The sequence below is a fragment of the Epilithonimonas sp. genome (assembly GCF_056329745.1).
Map to the genome: position 1 here is coordinate 1 of NZ_JBWEYV010000005.1, position 22,079 is coordinate 22,079.

Consider the following 22,079-nt stretch of genomic DNA (forward strand, 5'->3'; position numbering starts at 1 on the left):
AAATTATTAACAAAAAACTCTACTTTTGAGTGTGCCTAAGATGGGTGAGATTACAAAAGCAGTTATAATTCTAAACAGTATGACTACAATAACTTAACCAACAACTTTAATAAGACAAATAATGATTTAAGAAGAAATCTTATTGAAATGGATAATCAGATTTTAGAATACAATCGTGAAATTATTGATTTGGAGTCTCAGATTAAAAACAAGGAAGGGGAAAAAGTATATTTAAAAGATCAGCTTGATAAGCTTATGATTATAGCACCATACGATGCAACCGTATCGCAGCTTTTCAACAGCAAACAAAATTTTTCAATAGTAAATAAAAATGAATTATTAGTCATATTAGCCCCGGTACAGGAGCATTTTTACGCTAAAGTAACATTGCCGGAAAGAGATCTGATATATCTTAAAAAGGAGCAGGATGTTAATCTAAAGCTTGATGCGTATAACTATTATACCTATGGGGCTATCAAAGGTAATGTTTCATACATCTCTCCTTCTGATGTAGAAGAAAATTTTTACTGTTTGGTAAAGTTAAGACCGCATACAAGTCAAATGAAATTAAAGGCTGGTTACAAACTAAAGGGAGATATTATTATAGATGAAATGAGGCTTTATCAATACATTATAAAAAAACTATTTAAAAAAATAGACAATACAGTAAATCCATCTTAAAAATGTTAGATATTGTTAAATACGTATTTGTGGTTTTTTCTGTTATATTCCCAGTTACCGGTATAGCACAAGAAAAAATTTCATTTGAGGACTGTCTGGAACTTGCATTCCAAAACAATCTGGAAATAAAAGATGCGGAATATTCAGAAAAAATCGCAGCAATTAGCCATCAAAGTAAAAGGGTTGCACTACTGCCAACAATAAATGGAAATATTGGTAATAATTTCTCATTTGGTAGAGGTATTGACCCCTATACAAATTCATTTATTGATACTAAATTCAAATCTTATTCCGGTAATATTAAAAGCAGTGTAATACTTTTTGATGGTTTTGCAAATATTAATAGTATCAAATTGGCAAAACACGAATTAGACATTAACAAATCAACAATTCACAAAATCAAAAATGATATAACTATTGATTTAGCTTCTATTTATGTAACTATTATTTATTTACATGAAGTTATTAAAGCAAATCAGGAACAAATAGAAACTTCTGGTAAACTATTGGAAATGCTGAATCTTAAGTTTAATCATGGATATATTCCGGAGAGTGAAGTTTTTAAAATGCGATCACAAATATCCAATGAGGAATTGACCCTAATAGAAAATCAAAATTTATTATCAGTAAAATATCTGGAATTAAAACAGTTGTTAAACCTCCCAATCGAAGATGAAATAAAAATAGCTCCTATTGAGTTATTGGATTTAGAGATTAACACAAATGAAAATCACTCGGAAATTATAAACCGCTCCATTGCAATAAGTCCATTGTTTGAAATAGCAAAACTTCGGGAGGAACAATATAAGACAGAATTGTCAATTTCTCGTGCTGGTTTATGGCCAAAATTAGAAATGGGAATGTATTTCGGTTCAGCCTATAGTAACAGTAATATTTTCTATGATTTTAATCAACAGATAGGGAACAATAAAAACTATGGAATTAATCTTTCTCTATCTTTTCCCTTGTTTAATGGACTTGAAACAAGGTATAAAATAAAAGAGTCTAAATTGGCATATGAGCAAAGTTTGATTAAGACTGAAATTGAAAAAAATAACCTGTCAAAAATTGTTCAACAGGCAATAAATGACGCAAACACTTCATTGCTAAAGCTCCGATCCGCGGAAAAGGCTTATGAATATGCTTATAAAAGTTTTGAAGCGGATAATCTGAAATTTGAACTAGGTAAAATTAATATCAATGAGTTTTCGATAACAAAGAATAATTACATTAATGCCCAAGCAGAACTTATAAAAGCTAAACACGAGCATTTCTACAATGCAAAATTGATAGATTTTTATATGAATAATTCTTTTTCAATTAAGTAGTTCCAAAATATTCTAACCCTAAAAGGCAATTCAATAATGTTATTGAGTTGCCTTTTTTTATTTTCAAACCTTTATTTTTATTTTATTATTCTTTAATCAGGGAATAAATAAATTATTTTTAGGCAAAAAAGTATAGTTTTTTCAGATATAAAAAACATACAAATAAATCAGCAAAACCCTTATATACTCTAATGTTTTCATAATAATATTCAGTATTTCAGTATATTGCATATAACTCAGTGTCGCAATTTTATAATCAAATGTTTGGTCAATTAAAATAAATTGTTTTTCTTTGATTAGAGAAAAATAAAGCGTATTATTACAATAAAAACATGATTATGATTAACCGAAAGACACCCGTATTACTTTTTTATCTCGCTATCTCATTTCTCAGCACAGGCATTGCTTCAGCACAGCAGCAAACTCTTAAGGGGAAAGTTGTAAATAAAGACAAGTTGCCTGTAGAGTTTGTTCATGCCACTTTGTTGAAAAATGATACCGTTTTTGTTGAAGGAATGGCTACTGATAGTTTGGGCACTTTCTTATTTAAAGCCGAGAAAGGTAATTACAGGTTGATTTTGGAACAATTCGGTGCTGAGTACTTTAACCAGCATCTGGAACTTAATCAAGATATAGACTTGGGAGAAATTGAAATTGATGAGTCCGTAATGTTGGAGGGGATAACAATAACTTCAAGAAAAAAGCTAATAGAGCAGAAAGTGGATAGAATGGTATTTAATGTTGAAAATTCCATCGCTTCGCAGGGAATGAGCGGATTAGATGCCTTAAGAAACACCCCTTTGGTTCGTGTACAGAATGACAACGTATCAATAGTAGGTAAAGGTGGTGTTGCTATAATGGTAAATGACAGGATGCTTAATCTTTCAGGAAGCGAATTAACTAACTACCTTCAATCTTTAAGATCAGAAGATATAGCAAGGATTGAAGTTATTACGACTCCTCCATCAAAATATGAAGCTCAGGGAAATAGTGGTATTATCAATATCATATTAAAAAAGAACCCTAACCTTGGATGGAGCGGAAATGTAAATGGTGCGTATCAAAAAACCACTTATTATGGTTTGGGGTTTAATGCCACTCTTAATTACCAATCGAATAGAATTAGTTCTTCGTTAAGACTACGCCAATATGACTACTCTTTCAAACCTGAGGGGACACGAAATCTATTGGGGACTGAAAATAGCATTTACACAACTGAAACAAGAAAGGATCAATCTAAAGCTGTAGGTTTAAATTACAGCCTCGATTACAAAATTAACGATAAACAAAATATTGGCTTTATCTATGATTTTAATAGTTCAAGATATAATATAGATGCTGAGGGAACAAGTTTATATGAACATCAAGCTGTAACAGACTCAACTCTCTACACGAAGCAGAAGCAGGTTTGGAAAACACCAACACATACACTAAATGCCTATTACGATATAAAATTGGATTCTTTAGGCAAGAAATTAAGCTTTACAGGAAATTACCTTAGTAATATTCCCGATAAAGTGAATGATTTCAACACTTTAAACAATATAACTACAGATCAAGATGTAGTGCGTAATAATAGTAAAATGAATTACAACATTTATTCAGGACAAATTGACTTAACGCTCCCTTACAAATGGGCAAGTATAGAAACAGGAACAAAATATACCTTACTAGATAATAGTTCCAATGTTGGCTACTATAATCTATTAGGTACTGAATATCTACTAAATCCAGACAACAGTAATGTATTCGATTACAAAGAACATAATTATGCTGTGTATATAAGCATGCAAAAAGACTTTAACGAAAAATGGTCTGCAAAAGCTGGTTTAAGGTACGAGTACACTTCATTGGAAGGGCAAACTCCGGGAAATGGAACCAGCAAAGTGACTGATGACTATGGGAAACTATTTCCTACTGCCTATATTAGCTACAAACACAATGATAATCATTCCTTTTCATTAAATTATTCCAAACGAATTGATAGACCTGGATTTCAATCGTTAAACCCTTTTAGATGGTACACCAATACTTATATGTATTACACCGGTACGCCAACACTAAAACCTTCTTTCAATGACAATGTAGAGTTATCATATACATTTAAGAATAAAATCACCTTTAGTTTATATAACCAATATACAAAAAATAGTATATCCAATATAGCCAGGTTAGAAAATGGTATATATAGTAACACTATAGAAAATAGTTTCAATCAGAACACTACAGGTTTGAGATTGAACTACTATGAAACATTCTTTAAAGTATGGGATTTTGCCTTTAGCGTCAATGGAACTTACACAAGTACAACACCGACAATACAGGAAGTTGAAAGTTTAAAAATGTTTTCGATGGCTTATACGGTTAATAACACTATTGCATTAAATAATAATAAAACATGGTTTCTTCTTTTGAATTTATGGCATGATTTGCCATATGTCTATGCTAATATAAAAATTCAGGAGCAATTAAATTTTTCACCTGGGATAAAAGCGTCTTTTCTTGATAAAAAGCTGAATGTTAGTGCTGTCTTAAGTGATGCTTTCAGAACTTTAAATAGTGAAGGCTACTCTTATAATGCTGGATATCGATCTGAATTTTATAATTACATGGATCAAAGAAGATTTACGCTTAGTATGTCGTACACTTTTGGAAACAACAAAGTAAAAGGAGCAAACAAGAATGTGAAATTTGATGAAAAGTCAAGAGCAAACTAGCATCAAATAAAAAATATTACGCGCGTATAGGAGTAACTCGAAAATCCTTAATAGAGTAGAGATAATCTTTTAAATTTTTAATGTCATGGACAAAAAATTCAGCAAATTGCAATTAAACAAAAAGTCGATTGCAAAATTAAACGAAGCACAGTTAAGTACTGTAAAAGGTGGTAACAAATCCTTAGATTTAGTTAAGGATGGAGATTGTGGATTTACAGCCACAACAAACAACTGCTCTACTACATCAACTACTGGTGCTACTAAGGGGTAATTTTTAAATCCCTTTAATGAATGACCTTCCCAATTTATATTTTGATTGGGAAGGTTTTTAAAAAAAACTAATCGAACCAGTTAAATCCTCATTCGAAAGTTGGAAAACATCAAAAGTTTCATATTGATATAAAAAGCCTAAAATTGAAACACTTCAACCCTACAGATTTTTTTATTACCCGGATACCCGCCTTACCATTTAAGAATGTAAATTCTTTAAATGAAGCTATGATTGACAATGATTTAATGTCAGTAAAAGGTTTCTTTTCCGATATAAGGTTTTTAAACGCCTTATATTTTGCCTCTAACGATTTCTATCATATTACAATTCAATGGCTAAAAGAAGAGGAAGTCTTTGATGCATCTGATAAAATCCTAATTAGCTTATATAAATATTACTCACGTATGGCTGCAAGATGCACACCGTATGGTCTATTTGCAGGTTTTGGTATGGGTACAATTCATAATAAGGAATCGAATCTATCATTAAAAGATTTTCACCTTAATCCTAAAGTAAGAGCAGATGTGTTTTTCCTTAAGAAAATAAAAGATTATATACTTAATGAAGAGCATTTGAATAATATACCATATTATTCAAATAATACCATCTATGATTTTGGTGATTATATCAGGTATATCAGTTGGGACGGCACCTATAATTATGAAATTTCTGAGATAGATAAAGATTTCTTCTTGGAATCCATAATAGATTTAGCTAAGAATGGCGCTCTCTTGGATGATATCAGAAAATTTCTAACCGATCAGTTGCCATCCGGTGAAGTTGATGAGATTGAAGATTATTTAATTTCTCTGATCGATTCTAATATTTTAGTAGATAGGCTACCTCCCTTTATGACAAGTACTTTGGACCCTGTAAAAGAATTAAAAACGTACTTGGAAAAATATACCATACCTACTAATATACTTGATGAAGTGAAATCAGTTCAAGATAAAATTGATAGCACTTCAATTTTTTTGGAAGAGACTGTCATAAATATTGATAATTTAACCAAAAATTTATCCACAATTATTGATTTAAAAAATCAAATGTTACAAATTGACTCACAGATTTTTTTAGATGAGTCTAAAATAAGTAATAAAGTAACATCCCTGCTTTCAAAAAGAGCAGAAGAACTAATCCCTTTAGTAAAAAGAACAACTAATTACAGGCTCGATAACTTCACAAATAAATTTTATTCCAAATTTGAAAATATGGAAGTACCTCTCGTCAAGGCTCTCGACCCTGATTTTGGAGTAGGTTATGATTTTCAAGTTAGTGGAAACCTTGAAGAAACCCCTCTTCTTGATGATATATATTTTACATTCAAAAACAGAGAGAATACAAGTAATATTTCTCCTTTACTTCAATTAGTGCTTGATAAGTATATTAATTGTTTTTCTTACACTGATTTTAAAGCGATAACTATCACAGAAAATGATATAAAGAAAATAACTGACAGTAACCCCGATGAATTATCATTTGGATATAATCATCACATATTTGGATCATTTATTTGTGATTCACTAAATGATCTTGATTCTGGAAATTTTAAATTTTATGCAAATTCTCCTATACCAACCCCATTTGCAAATATTGTATTATCAAGATTTGCCTATCATGATGATGAACTAAATGAAAATGTAAAAAAAATCACAGAAAGAGATAAAGAAGATCTTATATATGTTGAATTGATACATCATAGAGAAGATAGATTAGGAAACGTATTATTAAGACCTAATTTCTACAATTTCGAATTATCATACGCCTCTGAAAGCAAAGGAAGTGATTCTAACATTATTCATATCAATGATTTATGGGTTAGAATAGAAAATGGAAAACTAATTTTAAGATCAAAGAAATTAAATAAGGAAATTAAGCCAAGATTTACAAACGCATATAATTATAGTGAGAATCAACTTCCTGTGGTGAAATTCTTAGGAGATTTTCAATTTTATGGCGTTGACTTAGGATTTAAATGGGATTGGGGTATCCTCGAAAAAAACGCCTATTTGCCACGCGTGGAATATAAAGAACTAATTTTATCAGAAGCTCGCTGGAGAATTAACCAGGATAAAAGCTTAAATATTAACAAATTAGTAAAGCTCTTAAAAGATTTATGCATACCCCGTTTATGTACAATTAAAGAGCGAGATAATGTACTTCTACTAGATATCAGTAATGAAATATGTCTAAACATACTATTGAAGCAAATAAAAAAAGAAAATATTTTCATTTATGAATTCTTTGAAACATTGCAATTGCAGAATTCGAAGAATGAATTTTTCTCTTCTGAATTTATCTTTCCGTATACAAGTGACATCGAAAATATTGAAGTAAATAATAATTTAGAAGAATGTGACTCATCTGCTAAACGAATATTCTTTCCTGGTGATGATTGGAGCTTCTACAAAATCTATTGTAGTTATAAATTTGGCGATACTATCGTCAAAGATGTTATTAGCGAATTTGTTAAAAGGATTTCAACAAACGATACCGAAGCACCTTGGTTCTTTATAAGATATCAAGATCCTGAATATCATATCAGATTTCGGATAAAGGAAAAATTGAGGGATTTAGATTTTGATAACCTGAATAGGCTTCTTAAAGATTTTAGTGGAGATGAGTTAAGCTTTGTTGTTCAAATTGACACTTACAAAAGGGAAATTGAAAGATATGGATGGAAGAACATAGAGCATTCTGAAGAATTATTCCATCATGATAGTATTTCTATTATGGAATTTTTGAAAATAAGAGATACTGATGAGAATACAAGATGGAAGGTGGCTATTCTTTCCATTCACTTCTTTATGCGGGATTTTGAAGTTCCCACAGATATAAGAGTAAATCTTTTTAATGATCTCTATCAGAATTTTATGGCTGAACATGTTGACCAATCTAATCATGAATATGTCCAAAAGTTTAAAAAATCAATAGATAAAAAATATAGAGAAAATAAAGATTTCGTAGAGAAAATACTATTTCGAAATGATTATACTGATATCGAGGAGTATGTAACTCCCTTTGCGAAGAGATCAGAGCGAATTAAAAATATAGCTACTGCTATAAAAAGCAATATTCATTCTGAAAACGACTACATAAAACTTTTGCAGGATTATGTACATATGAATATGAATAGAATATTCCTGACAAAAGCAAGAATGCACGAATTCGTTATATATTATTTGCTTTCAAAAACATATAACTCAATATTGAAAAGAAATGATAAAGAAAGCTGAAATTGACATTATTGTTGATGATATAAGATTAGAAATTGAAAGAAATAACAGTGTTTTTACTGATGCTTCAATTGAGTATGGTAAGATGGGAGCTGCACTTTACTATTTCTATTGCCAGAAATATTACAATAATCAGTCATTCGTTAAAAGAGGAGAATTGTTGATTGAAGAGTCTATAACAATACTATCAGAAACTTCAAAGAAAAATGAATATATACCGAAGTATAAAGGGGATTCTGTATCACAATCGTTATCCAGTTTTGGGAAAGGACTTTTATTTATTCAAAACAGATTTGAATTGGAATATGATTTTTCTGAATATTATTCTATGCTCAATGAAGTACTTTATGAATCCACTAGACAAGCAATAAATAGAACTGATTATGACTATTTCAGCGGGTGCTTGTCTTCTGGTTTCTATTTTTTAAATCAATATTACTACAATAACAACGATCAGCACTCAATACAAATTTTAAAGGAAATTGTAGATTCAATATTAAATAATGCAACTCATCATAATAAAGAGGAAATATACTGGAGATCTCCCACTTATAACAATCAAGTTTATTTAGGATTATCCCATGGTTCAGCAATGATCATTAATTTCTTAACGAAAATCTTCCTTTTTAAAATCCATAAAGAGAAATCAGAGGAAATAGAATCTGTTGTAAGAAAATCAATACGTTTTCTTATGAATAGAAAAAGAAATTTAATAAATGGATATTTCCCTTATAAATTTCCTGCTATTGAGCCGGTTGCGGAAACACAATTTTCGATGTGCTATGGTGATCTGGGTATCCTTTTAGGAATATATAACGCTACCCGGGCTTTTGATTTAGTTGATTTGAGTGAAGAGGTAAACAAGATGTTGCATACATGCTCATCGCGAAAAATAAATAAGAACCAAACGCAGGACGCAAGTATATTATATGGTGCAGCTGGCTTAAACCAAATATTTAAGGATTTATTTGAAGCTTCAGGAGATTCTATTTTTGATAATGCTTCCCATTATTGGTATAAACAGATATTACAATATAGAAATAAGGAAAAATTAAAATTAGCCGGATTTATATTTGATTATGAGGAAGACAAAAAGATTCATCCTTCAGCGAAATACTCATTTTTTTGGGGTATTGGAGGAATTGGAATAACTCTTATGCTAGAAAATGATGAATCTCTTCCAAATTTGAATGAAATAACTTTAATCGGAATCAAAAATTGAGTATGAAGTTTATTCCTCAGCATGACCAAATGGATTGTGGTCCAGCCTGCCTGTCAATGATTGCTTCCCACTACGGCAAACACATTGATTTACAATTTATAAGAGATAAAGCCTTCCTGACTAGAGATGGAGTTTCTTTACTTGGTTTGTATGAGGCTTCTAACGAATTAGGATTTGAAACAACAGGAGTTCAATTAGGTATTGAAGATATCGAAGATATTCAGTTGCCTTGTATTCTACATTGGAATCAGAACCATTTTGTTGTATTGCGTTCTGTAGGCACAAGATTCATTTCGAAAAAGAAAATCTTTAAAATTGCTGATCCGAGTTATGGATTTCTTTCAGTTGATGAAGAGAAATTCAAACAATCTTGGTTATCCAATAATAATGAAGGTGTTGCTTTACTATTAGATCCTAAAGAGAAATTCTTCGATTCCACATTCATAGCAGAAGATAAGATTTCGCTCAAATCGATGACTTCTCATATAATTCCTTATAAAAAAGAACTATTAAAACTTTTCTTCTTTTTGTTATTAGGTGCTGCAACGACCCTTGTATTTCCATTTTTAACTCAAAAGCTTATTGATGATGGCGTCAACAAAAAAGATATAAACCTAATAGGTCTAATTTTACTAGCCCAACTTTTATTTTTTACCGGAACTATAATCTTTGACATCTTTAGAAATTGGATCGTTCTTAAAATAGGCACTAAAATCAATATAAAAATAATTTCAGACTTTTTAAACAAGCTATTAAAACTCCCAATTAAATACTTTGATACGAAAATGATGGGAGATTTTAATCAACGTATTCAAGATCATGAAAGAATTGAACAGTTTTTAACATCCCAAAGTATATTAACTCTTCTGTCATTTATTTCATTTTCAGTATTCTTTGGAGTTCTTTGGTATTATGATTATAGAATTCTATTAGTTTATTCAATATTAACGACCCTATCCATCATATGGTCTATGTATTGGCTAAAGAAAAGAGAGATTATAGACTATTTTAGATTTCACCAACGTAGCCAAGATAAAGAAGCCATTTATGAGATAATAAATGGGGTAACAGAAATGAAGTTAAACCAATATGAAGAATTGAAGAGAAAAGAATGGGAAGACATTCAACAAAAACTCTTTAAAACCAACATAAGAGTTTTAAGGATAAACCAAATCCAATTAACGGGTTTTGAATTCATTAATCAAACGAAAAACATATTAGTGACCTTCCTTGCTGCTTATTTTGTAGTAACTGATTACATGTCTTTAGGGAGTTTATTAAGTATTTCTTATATCATCGGGCAAATGAATAGCCCGGTCAATCAATTAGTATCATTTTTAAAATCATTACAAGATGCCAAACTTAGCCTATCACGGTTAAATGAAGTAGAAAATCATAAAAAAGAAGAACAGGAAGAATTAAAGCTCTTAAATATTAAATCTAATCATCTTTCAAATGGAACGATGAAAGGCATTACGTTAGAGAGTGTTTCTTTTCAGTATGAAGGACCAAAATCTCCTTTTGTTCTAAACGATATAAAGATGTCCATTCCCGAAGGTAAAGTCACCGCCATTGTAGGAGCAAGTGGCAGCGGTAAAACTACCCTGATGAAACTTCTTTTAAGATTCTATGATCCTACAAATGGGTCAATATCCTACAATGGAGATAATGTACTTTCCTTATCACCAAAAAGTATTCGCGAAAACTGCGGTGTTGTCATGCAAGACGGTTATATCTTCTCTGATACCATAGAGCGGAATATTGCTACAGGCGATGAGCACATAAACAGGAAAAAATTAGATCATGCAATTAAAGTAGCAAATATTGAATCTTTTATAGATAGCCTGCCATTGGGCTGTAATACAAAAATTGGTGCCGCCGGAAACGGTATTTCGGGAGGTCAGAAACAGCGTATTCTGATTGCCCGTGCGGTTTACAAGAATCCACATTATATATTCTTTGATGAAGCAACCTCTGCCTTGGATGCGGAAAATGAAAAAATCATTCACGATAATCTTCAGTCCTTCTTTAAAGGTAAAACGGTTTTAATTATTGCTCACCGCCTTTCTACAGTGAAAAACGCAGACCAGATCATTGTACTTAAACACGGTGAAATTGTGGAGCAAGGCAACCATCAGGAACTGGTAGCAATGAAAAACGAATACTACAACTTGGTAAAGAATCAATTGGAGTTAGGCAGTTAAATACAATGTATGAGAAGGCTTAGTGAGAAGTTTGCACAAAAAGTTATTTACTCAATGATGGTGAAGAAATTCTTCCTTCCTATTTTTTCATTCCTACCCTTAATTTTGTTAGGGCAAAACGACATTCAGGAAATCGTAAACAGTGAATATGAAAAAGGACATTTTAATGGCACTGTTTTCTATGCTGATAGAAAGCAATCCGTAAAAATCAACAAAGGGTTTTCTAATATTCAGTTTGATGTAGAAATAAATAATCAGACTCGTTTCCCAATTGCTTCTGTAACCAAATTATTTACATCGCTTTCCGTTTTACAGCTTCACGAAAAAGGACTGATTGACTTTGAAGATAAAATAGGGAAATACATTCATAGTCTACCCGAAAACTGTAACGACATAACTATTCGGGATTTAATGACACATCATTCGGGATTGGAAAATGAACCAGTTAGTGCAGTTATGAATAAGTATTCTTTAGACGATTACATCAGGAACTTTGTAAAGAAACCGTCAAGCGATACGTTGAAATTCAACTATAACAATGTCGATTTCGTTTTACTCTCCAAAGTCATCGAAAGCATTACAAAGAAGACGTTTACAGAGTCAATCGAAGATATGATTATCCTACCGCTGAAACTGAAAAACACAGGATTTGTAAGCGAAAACGACATCATAAAAAACTTAGCTTATGGCTATCATAACTATTCGTTTGGAGAAGGCGAAAAAGACGAACCTCTTTTTAACGACAGAAGATATATTTCTAATTATTACGGAGCAGGTGGAATGTATTCGACTACCGAAGATTTATACCAACTTTTATTAGCTTTAAAAGACAACAAACTGATTTCAGAAAAATCAAAAAATGAATTTCTTCTCAAACCGCAAACCGATGATTTTGTAGATTGGCTTTCCGGCAAACCTACATTTGGATTTTACTTTGACAACAAAAAAAATGTGTACAGAAGAAGCGGAAGCATTGACGGATTTAATTCCGAAATCATCGTAAACAAAGTTTTTGACAAAGTTTTAATCATCTTTTGTAATACCGATACCGCAGATTTGATGAGATTAGCAAACAAGATATATTTTAAAAAGTAAAAGAATTGGATTAAATAACCTTACAGCAATTAAAAGCGAATACTGCAACTTAGTAAAGAATAAATTGGAATTTGGCGGTTAGATATTACCCCAAACAGAGATAAATAAAAATATTTCGTATTGTTTTTTCTCATCAAAAATACTTATTTAATGTTTATATCAGTAATTTAAGGTTGAATTTTATGTTCTTTTATTTCCCCGTAAAAGGAAAATAATATAAATTTATACCTATTAACTTTTTATAAAACATTAGGCATGGATATTGACTTTACTAAAGCAAGTTTTAAAGATTTTGAAAACATTCCGGATCTTGACATTTTTGAAAGAGCAAAAGCTCACGAGGGATACCTGAACTACCTGCGTGAAAACGAATTTATGAACTACCGTCTGCTTGCCACTTCGGGCTGTGGTCCCGAAATAGAACTGGCGGAAGATGGTTACATCAAGAAAGGAGATTACATCAGCTTTGTCTGCAACGATTATCTGGGCTTTACCCAGCATCCCGAAGTAAAAAAAGCGGTGATTGCCGGTATTGAGAAATATGGAACAGGAGCCGGAGCCTCACCACTAATTGGTGGTTACTTTGATTACCACAAAGAGCTGGAAGATAAAATATCCGGTTTCTTCAAACGTCCGCAAGGTTCATCTATTGTATATACTACCGGTTATACCTCAAACAGCGCCTCTCTGCTTTGTCTGCTAAAAAAAGAAGATATTGCTATTGTGGATATGGCTGTCCATTCTTCCGTATATGAAGGTATTATGGGGACTACAACCAAAAGATTTATTCATAACGATATTGAATCGCTGGAACGGATTCTTTCACATGCAAAAGATAGCTACAGAACCAAAATGGTCATCATAGACGGAGTTTATTCACAGGACGGAGACATTGCCAAGCTGAAGGAAATATTAGAAATAACACATAAATATGGCGGCGTACTACTGGTAGATGATGCACACGGTATAGGTGTCATAGGAGAAACCGGAAGAGGTGCTATGGAATATTTTGATGTACTGGATCAGGTGGATGTCATCACCGGTACATTTAGTAAAACATTTGGTAATGTAGGCGGTTATTTGGTGGCTAATAATCCTCATCTGATTTCTTATTTACAATTTCAGTCACGTCAGTATGCCTTTTCAGCATCAGCATCACCCAACGTTATCGGTGTAAGCCGTGCCATAGATCTGATAGACGAAGAACCACAATGGCAAAAGCAATTATGGGAAAATATTAATTATTATAAAAAAGGACTTTTGGATATTGGTTTAGAAATCGGAGATACCGAATCAGCCATAATTCCGGTAAAGATTGGGGATGTTCATAAAAACAGCCTTGCAGGGAAAATGTTGCTCGAAAATGGTGTCTATACCAATCCTATCATGTATCCCGCAGTATCATTGAAAGATTCACGTATACGAATGAGCCTGATGGCAACACACACAAAAGAACATCTTGATAAAGCGCTGAATGTATTTGATTATGTCAATAAAAAGTTAGATATTGCAAAGTCTGTGTAAAAGAGAAATAATGGGACGAAAGAAAAAAATTGAACTAGAAAATACAGAAGATTCAACCCCTAAAACAAGAAAAACCTTATCAGGTCCCCTTCGGGACAAATCCAGAACAATGGCAAGGATGGTAGCTGCCGTAGGGAAAGTAATTCAAAAAAAGGGCTATCCGGGGCTTACTGCTCCCAACATCGCTATTGCTGCCGGTGTGGATAAGAAATTAGTATGGACATATTTTGGTGGAATTGACAATTTGATTGAAGAATACGTTCGTCAGAAAGATTTCTGGAAATTTGCAGCAAAGGGATATATAGATGATTTGTTAAAAAATCCTGAGGATATTGGCAAAAATGAAATTGAAGGCCTATTACAAAATCAGTTAGATGTTCTTTTAAAAGACAAAGTGCTGCAAAAAATTATTCATTGGGAATTGGGTGAAACCAATAAAATATTACGAAAAATAGCTGACCGACGTGAAGACATTGGTGAACAGTTATTTTCACTTATCATGCCTGATTTTGAGAAATCCAATACTGACCTGAGAGCCCGTTTAGCTTTGCTTATTGGTGGTATCTATTATCTTTCGTTACATGCTAAAACCAATGGTAGTGCATTTTGTGGAATCGACATCAATGAAGATCCCGGAAAGGAACGCATCGAAAACGCCATAAGAGATATTATTTTTGAAGCTTACGAAAAAGCGGGAGTGAATAAATAGATTTAGAAATCCGGCTTTAAAGTCGGATTTTCCTTTTAAACATCAAATATCATACTACAGACACTATTTTAAATGGAAGGAATTATAGGAACAATAGCCAAAGTTGTGATTGGTTTGGTCGCTTTGGAGCATCTTTATATTTTGTGGATAGAGATGTTTGCCTGGGAAACAAAAGGCAAAAAAACATTCAAGACGTTACCTCGCCACTTGTTTCACGAAACAAAGGGATTGGCTGCCAATCAGGGGCTTTATAACGGTTTTCTCGCAGCAGGATTATTGTGGTCGCTTTTAATATCAGATAATGTATGGCAACATAATATTTCTTTGTTTTTTCTGATATGTGTTTTTGTAGCGAGTACTTTTGGAGCCATTACCGCATCTACGAGTATATTTGTAAAACAGGGATTACCTGCATTAATCGGTATTGTGCTTGTACTGTTAAGCTAATCCTTTAATGTAATGATTGTCTTATTATGATAATAATAAATCCTGAGAACACTTTCCCTGTTAAAGATGTTTTGTTCACATTTGCACTGGCATCTGAAGCAGCCGAAGTATTTAATACCTATCCGCATCTGATATGCGGAATCGGTAAAGTAAGTGCCGCTTATGAGCTGATGAAAGCCATACAACAGAAAAGACCTTCGGTAATTATCAATTTGGGTTCTGCCGGAAGTAATCACTTTCAAAAAGGCGATATAGTATGTTGTACAAAATTTGTACAAAGGGATATGGATGTAAGAGGATTAGGGTATGTGCAATACGAAACACCTTTGTCCGGATTACCGCCCATTCTTGAATACGGTCTGAAAATGGAGGGATTATCAGAAGGAATTTGTGGTACCGGTGATAGTTTTGAAATGGCACATTCCGAAACAATTTACAACGTTGTGGATATGGAAGCTTATGCATTGGCTTTGGTGGCTATGAAAGAAAGTATTCCTTTTCTTAGCCTTAAATATGTTTCAGACGGAGCTGATGACAATGCTGCCGAAGACTGGACGGTTCAGGTACACAACGCAGCGATTGCATTTGGAAAAACACTCAATCTTAATAAACAGAATGCAAGTGTGTTGCAGGAATAATACAATTTTCTTACAACACACCTCTTGACAAGTGAACACCTTTTGTCCGCACTATGCTTTCTGAAACCTTTGGAGTCTCTTCTTTTTTCTCTTCTTTTTCGGTTTGCTCTTCTTTCGTTTCCGGTGCTATAGATAACATGATCTTTCTATCCACCGCAGCCAATTCCGTTTTGAGTTCGCTTAATCGGGTTTCTTTGTTCCATGTGCCGTTTACGATTTCCTGAAGTACAGGAAGATCTTTTTTAAGTTCGGTTATTTTCTTTTGTTCCTGCTCTATATATCCGGGCAATTTTTCCAATGCCTTTAGAAAATTCATCACTGCCGTTTCAGGATCTTTTGCCATGATACCGTTGTTATAGGTGTATTTGATATTGCCTTCACCCTGTATCAAAAAACGGTTTACACGAATATCAACCCCTTCTTTTTCGGATACTTCCGTTTTTACTAATAGCTGGAAACCATAAAGACTGCCTATCTCCTGATACTCGCCACCGGTGCGGGCTTTATCCGCTATCTGGTTGAGCTTTGCACCGATTTGTTTCACATCGGCATTTGCCGACAAACCATCTAACTGAACAGGATTGGCTATACTACCATCGGAATGCTTCTGTATACGCTTTTCCAAATTATTCCAATCAAGACTCATTCGTTCCAATCGGGATTTTGAACCTTCCAACATAGCGGTAACATCTTCTAACTTGTGTTTAGAACTGTATTTTGAACGGTTGAATGCCTGCTTTTCGCTTTCCAGTCCGGCAATCTGTTTTTCCAATTTCGCTTTTTCCAATAAGTCTGTGTTTCCCGAAAGAATCGCCACGTATTCAGAGAAATTCATTCCGGTTTTTTCATCCATCGCACCTTCATCAATGGTACGTTTACCCATACTGTTACTTTTCAGCTGACCTATGAAAACCTGCTTGTTGTATAGTGTATTGAATTTATAGCTGTCCAGTGATTTCTCAACTGCATAGATGAAAATATCTACTTTGTTATCTGCAAAGAACTTGGCAATTTCATTTCCTTTACGAATGGCACGCCCGTCTCTCTGGGCAAGGTCTGATGGTCGCCAAGGGATGTCGAGGTGGTGGACGGCAACCGCACGCTTCTGTGCGTTCACACCCGTACCCAACATTTCCGTAGAACCGAACAGTACTCTGATTTTTCCCTCATTTACATCACTGATAAGCTGCTTACGCTGTTTCTCGTTTTTAGCTTCCTGAATAAAGCGGACTTCATGTGCAGGGATACCATGATCTTCAACCAGCTTGCGTTTGATTTCCGAATACACATTCCATTCGCCCGGCTTGTAGGTGCCGAGATCGGAGAATACGAACTGTGTTCCTTTCTGTGCGTTAAACTTGTTGTAGTATTTGGCAATATTGGCAGCACAATGTGAAGCTTTGTTGTCGGGATGGTCTTCATACTTACGGTTTATCATCCTCATATCGAGTGACATCTTACGGGCATAATCCGTAGCGATGAGCATTTTTGCCTTTTCTTCACTCGGTGATAATGGCGGTCTTCCCAAAAGTTCGGCATTTCCCGTTTTGGCAAATTCCATCAGTTTTTTGATAAACACTTCCTGCTCCGGTGTTGGCGGTATGTTGTAGAGTATTTCATTCTTTTCGGGGCGGTCTATACCGATATCTTTGGCAGTACGGTAATCCGTTATTTCCGAATAGAACTGTGCCAGCTCCGGTACTTTGATGAAGAAGCGGAAACGCTCTTTGGATACAATATTATTGGCTACCGAAAATTCATAATCCGTAGTTTTTCGGGCATAAATAGCTGCCCAGGCATCAAAACAGTTGATACCCTGTTTTTCCAATGCCTGTGGTCGCAAATATTTAAACAGCAAATAAAGTTCTGTCAGCGAATTGCTGATGGTTGTGCCAGAAAGGAAAGTAGCTCCCAAATCCTTTCCGGTGCGTTCCTGAATGGTACGGATGGCAAACAACAGGTTCATTGCCCGTTGACTACCTGCCATATTACCCAATCCTGCCACCCGCTCATGGCGGGTATTGAACATCAGGTTTTTGAAACGGTGGCTTTCATCAACCAACAAATGATCAATGCCCATCATTTTGAAATCTACTACATCATCTTTCCGGTTTTCAATATCGTGTTCGAGTGTTTTCAGTTTTACTTCAAGGTTCTGCTTGCGTATCTGTACGCCTTTGAGCATTCCTCTTGAAATCTCATTCCTTTGTGCTTCCAAAGCGTTAAGATTGTCTTCCACGTTCTGTAGCTCACCCTCCAATATCTCTTTTTGCATTTCGGGCGATTGGGGTATCATTCCGAATTGGTCGTGCGTCAAAATCACACAATCCCAATCGTTATTTTTGATGTCGCCAAAAATTCGTTGTCTTTTTTGTGGTGTAAAATCTTCCTTACCCGGATACAAAATTTTAGCGTGAGGATATGCCTTTCGATAAGTTTCTGCTATTTCATGTACATTGGCTTTCAGTCCTAAGATCATGGGTTTATGTACCATACCCAACCGTTTCATTTCCTGAGCAGCGGTACACATAATCAAGGTTTTTCCGGCTCCCACTTCGTGATCGCAAATGGCACCGCCATTGAGCTTTATCATCCACACGGCATCTTTCTGGCTTGAATACAGGTCTTCAATCCCTAAACCTTTTCTGTCCAGTCCGGGAAACTCCTGATGACTCCCGTCATATTGTGGACGTACAAAACAATTGAAAGTGTCATTGTATTGATCGGTTAGCCTTTTCTTAAATTCATCATTCTGGGCATGAAGCCACTCTGTAAAAGCAGTACGGATTTCATCAATCTTGGTGTTCGCCATCTGTATGGCTTCCATATCCCGTACTTTGACTTCTTTATCATCTATTGTAACCTTTTTGGTAATATCAGGCGTGGTATTGACCAGAGCGTGCTTCAGCAAAGCAATTCCATCATAGGTTCGGCTTTGCGATTTAATGGCATACTTATCCCAGATATGGACGTTTTTGCTGTTGCAATTGATATTGAAATCATCCGTGGTTTCGGAATAATGGATACGTACATCCGTATCGAACAGGTGCGAAGCGAAGCGGGCATAAATCCCTGTCGGTATCCATCGTTCACCTAAATTAAAATCCAGTTCTTCAAATTCGATACGTCTTGGTCGAGCCTCTTCCAAAGCCGAAAGGCTTTCCTTTGCTTCTTTGTCTTCGGGGTAGTTTTCTACATAGTTGCGTACATCGTTTGCTTTTTCAACCACGTTTCCGGCAATCCATCTTTCGGTTATTTCATAACCTTTCTGCAAAGGATCGTAATAGATACGTCCGTGCAGGGCATTCTTCAGTTCATCAGCAGGCATTCCGCTGATCTCCGACATATAATCCAAATCAACAGTTCCGTATCTATTGAGCGATGCGGACAGGGCTTCATCGGGATTATCGGTAGCAAGCGTGGTGGTGGAGAAACTTACCGGACGGTGGAATATATCCGATTTGTGAAAGACACCGCCAACCACACGTTCCAGGTAAGGAATTTCCTGTCCGGCACTATCGGTTTTGATGAGCTTGATATTATCGGCACTGTTCAGGTTGCCGTATTTTTTTACAAAAGCGTCGTATAATGTGTTGAGCTTTTCCCGCTCGTCTTTATGTTCGGTTTGCTTTTCAGCTTCTTTCTGGTAGAGATCAATATAAACATCACGCAGGTTGATATAGGCTTCCATTCTTAATTTTTGGCTTTGCGGTATAGCCAAAGGATGAAACACAGCGTTTTCCCTGTAAACATTTATATTTTTCAGGTAGCCAATCGCCCCTTTGAACGATACCAGGCTATCGTTTCTGTGAAAAGCCTGCAACGGTTCGGTGTATGGTTCGGGTTCTGTTGGTATAACTTGTATGGGGATTTGTTCAGATTTGCCGTTACCGTTCAACCCTGAAAACAGATCGCCTATAACCTCTTGCTGTCCGTTTGAGGGTGTTTCTGCTTTTGGGATATTTTGGTTTGGTGTGTAGGTTTGCTGCATCGTTCCGTTGAACAGATTGCCCTGATAGCTTTTCCTTACCGCTTTCTTTTTGGTAGCTGTTTTCTTTTTGACCGTTGGTGTCGAGGGAACCATTGCAACGGGCTGTGGACTTTCAAAAAGGTCGAACAAATTCAGTTGTACCTCCTGTTGAGGAGCTACATTTTTTGATTGAATTGGTTTAGGTTGTTCCTGCAAAGGTTGCTTTGCAACTTCCGGTTGAATAATTGGTTCAATTTTAGGGGCAGGTAGCGGAACCTTTGCTTGTTGTATTGGAGTGTCCGTTTTTTTACCGTTGTATAAGTCAAGGTTCAGATAGTTCCCGAAATCTTCCCTGAGCAATTTTGTTACATCATCCGCAATACCTTGGGCACCTCCGCTGTGCAGATAGATAGGCTGTTTACGTCCGTACTGGTCTGTACTTTCGATAATCTCATCAAAGACCGTACAAGCTGAGTACATGACCCAGGCGTTTATTTTCCGGTCGTCTTTAGCATCAATGGATTGACAGAAATCTTTTTCGTTTTCGGTGAGCTCTTTTTTGTTCTTATTCTTTTGTAAGATGACCAGATCACTGCCTACTTCGGTTCCGGCATGGTCGGTAAAGAGGTTGCTTGGTAACCGGACAACGGATACCAGATTGTTTTCTTTCATCAATGCCTCACGTATCGGCTGATTGGCAGGACTGTCCAATACACCCTGCGAAGTGATGAATGCCAGAATACCACCATCACGCAACATATCGCTTCCCTTAAGAAAGAAATAGTTGTGAATGGCTTTTGCTGCTAATGCTTTTGCGGGATCATTTCCTCTTGTATAGGAAAGGTCGAAGACGGAAGCGGTACCAAAAGGAATATTGCTGGTAACCAAATCATAGCTTTCTTTATCTGCTTCAGGTATGTCCTCAAAACCCCGAACGTGTGTATTCACATCCGGGTAAATATGTTTTAGAATTTTTCCGGTAAGCAGGTCTTTTTCATAAGCAGAAATATCCCGTATAGCTCCAAAGCGTTCCTTGAACGTTTCTATAAATGCACCGGCACCGGCAGAAGGTTCCAGCATTTTATTGACGGTAATGCCGTTTTCTTTCATCACATCTGCCAATGCTTTGATCAGTGGCGGAGGTGTGTAAAAAGCGGTAAGTACAGAGTTTCGCATACTGTCCACATAGCGGCGGTATTCTTTTTCGTCTGCGGAATTTTCTCTTAAAAGCTGATGCAATTCTTTTGTAGCTTCAAAGAATTGGTGGTCTGTTTTCCTCCAATTGTTGATGTCTATTTCGTTTGCTACAGGATTCAGAACGAACTTTAGACCGCCAAATCCGCTGTATTGCATCATTAGCAGTCTTTCGCCCGATGTGGGTGTCCGTTTCTCCTTATCAAGTTTAAAAGCTGTTCTTAGGGCATAAATGTTCTGTTGGAGATGGAACTTTTTACTGAAGCCCATTTTCCTCAATCCATATTGCGATGGTTCCTGTTATTTCGGTATAGAGCAGGTCGTACTCTGTGTTATAAGCGAAATCATCGGTTAGTTGATAGTTTTTGAAAACGGGTTCACAGACAGAAAACATTTTCAGGGCAAATGGTCGCAACTCTTCATCTGCCATGATGGTATCGAACTCATTACAAACCACCTGAAATATGGTGTCAAACTTGGAGAAGTGCAAGCCTTCAAAAAGTATGTAATTGGCTATTTCATTACATTGCTCAATGGAGTTTCCTGATTGAAAAGCACCCTCATAAGCATTGGCAGCCCATGAGGAACGCTGGTCTATAAATTTTGTGTCAAAGGCTTTTTCGGGAAAACTGGTATTTAATAATTCCTGTAGTCGTAACTTAAAATACGAAAGGTCTTTTTGCTGTGTATCCATGCTATATTTTGTTTAGAATTTTGATGAAAACCTAAAATTATAGCAACAGATAAGTGCTTCTAAAAAAGTGGTAGTGTTTGGCGTTAAGAGGCAGGATTTGGCGTAAAGAAGTTAAATAACGAGGGATTTAATTTGTATTTTTACTAAAG

14 protein-coding genes are annotated in these 22,079 nt (G+C 35.1%); 12 read left to right on the top strand and 2 right to left on the bottom strand.

Annotated elements, in window-relative coordinates; translation table 11 throughout:
* The first annotated feature begins 147 nt into the window (after positions 1-147).
* The 12 genes from AC00Y6_RS05095 (at position 148) to AC00Y6_RS05150 (ending at position 16,072) form a co-directional block, all read left to right on the top strand.
* Positions 148-681 carry a beta-barrel domain-containing protein gene (locus AC00Y6_RS05095; protein WP_474489540.1) on the top strand — a complete coding sequence of 178 codons (534 nt, stop codon included), beginning with the start codon at positions 148-150 and terminating at the stop codon, positions 679-681.
* A gap of 2 nt (positions 682-683) precedes the next feature.
* A complete protein-coding gene (locus AC00Y6_RS05100) occupies positions 684-2,009 on the top strand; it encodes a TolC family protein (protein ID WP_474489541.1) in 1,326 nt (441 codons plus the stop codon).
* Between the two features lie 338 nt (positions 2,010-2,347).
* The gene (locus AC00Y6_RS05105) at positions 2,348-4,726 is read left to right on the top strand and encodes a TonB-dependent receptor domain-containing protein (protein ID WP_474489542.1); all 2,379 of its coding nucleotides are present in this window, start codon (positions 2,348-2,350) and stop codon (positions 4,724-4,726) included.
* 85 nt (positions 4,727-4,811) lie between these two features.
* Positions 4,812-4,997, top strand: coding sequence for a class I lanthipeptide (locus AC00Y6_RS05110; protein WP_474489543.1), 186 nt, complete (start codon positions 4,812-4,814; stop codon positions 4,995-4,997).
* A gap of 143 nt (positions 4,998-5,140) precedes the next feature.
* A complete protein-coding gene (locus AC00Y6_RS05115) occupies positions 5,141-8,233 on the top strand; it encodes a lantibiotic dehydratase (protein ID WP_474489544.1) in 3,093 nt (1,030 codons plus the stop codon).
* Positions 8,217-9,455, top strand: coding sequence for a lanthionine synthetase LanC family protein (locus AC00Y6_RS05120; RefSeq protein ID WP_474489545.1), 1,239 nt, complete (start codon positions 8,217-8,219; stop codon positions 9,453-9,455). The genes AC00Y6_RS05115 and AC00Y6_RS05120 overlap by 17 nt, the downstream gene beginning before the upstream one ends.
* Positions 9,456-9,457: 2 nt before the next feature.
* Positions 9,458-11,659 (top strand): peptidase domain-containing ABC transporter, encoded by a 2,202-nt coding sequence (locus AC00Y6_RS05125; protein WP_474489546.1) that lies wholly within the window; start codon positions 9,458-9,460, stop codon positions 11,657-11,659.
* A gap of 9 nt (positions 11,660-11,668) precedes the next feature.
* The gene (locus tag AC00Y6_RS05130) at positions 11,669-12,754 is read left to right on the top strand and encodes a serine hydrolase domain-containing protein (protein ID WP_474489547.1); all 1,086 of its coding nucleotides are present in this window, start codon (positions 11,669-11,671) and stop codon (positions 12,752-12,754) included.
* 255 nt (positions 12,755-13,009) lie between these two features.
* The gene (locus AC00Y6_RS05135; RefSeq protein ID WP_474489548.1) at positions 13,010-14,278 is read left to right on the top strand and encodes an aminotransferase class I/II-fold pyridoxal phosphate-dependent enzyme; all 1,269 of its coding nucleotides are present in this window, start codon (positions 13,010-13,012) and stop codon (positions 14,276-14,278) included.
* A 10-nt stretch (positions 14,279-14,288) separates the two neighbouring features.
* Positions 14,289-14,987, top strand: coding sequence for a TetR/AcrR family transcriptional regulator (locus tag AC00Y6_RS05140; RefSeq protein ID WP_474489549.1), 699 nt, complete (start codon positions 14,289-14,291; stop codon positions 14,985-14,987).
* 72 nt (positions 14,988-15,059) lie between these two features.
* Complete coding sequence (locus AC00Y6_RS05145; protein WP_474489550.1) at positions 15,060-15,434, top strand: DUF1304 domain-containing protein; 375 nt, start codon at positions 15,060-15,062, stop codon at positions 15,432-15,434.
* Positions 15,435-15,460: 26 nt separating this feature from the next.
* A complete protein-coding gene (locus tag AC00Y6_RS05150) occupies positions 15,461-16,072 on the top strand; it encodes a 5'-methylthioadenosine/S-adenosylhomocysteine nucleosidase family protein (RefSeq protein ID WP_474489551.1) in 612 nt (203 codons plus the stop codon).
* A 10-nt stretch (positions 16,073-16,082) separates the two neighbouring features.
* On the opposite strand, the gene AC00Y6_RS05155 is transcribed toward AC00Y6_RS05150, so the two are convergent.
* Positions 16,083-21,506: an N-6 DNA methylase gene (locus AC00Y6_RS05155; protein ID WP_474489552.1), complete on the bottom strand. Its 5,424-nt coding sequence runs from the start codon at positions 21,504-21,506 to the stop codon at positions 16,083-16,085.
* Positions 21,493-21,930, bottom strand: coding sequence for a DUF1896 domain-containing protein (locus AC00Y6_RS05160; protein ID WP_125019352.1), 438 nt, complete (start codon positions 21,928-21,930; stop codon positions 21,493-21,495). The genes AC00Y6_RS05155 and AC00Y6_RS05160 overlap by 14 nt, the downstream gene beginning before the upstream one ends.
* Between the last annotated feature and the right edge of the window lie 149 nt (positions 21,931-22,079).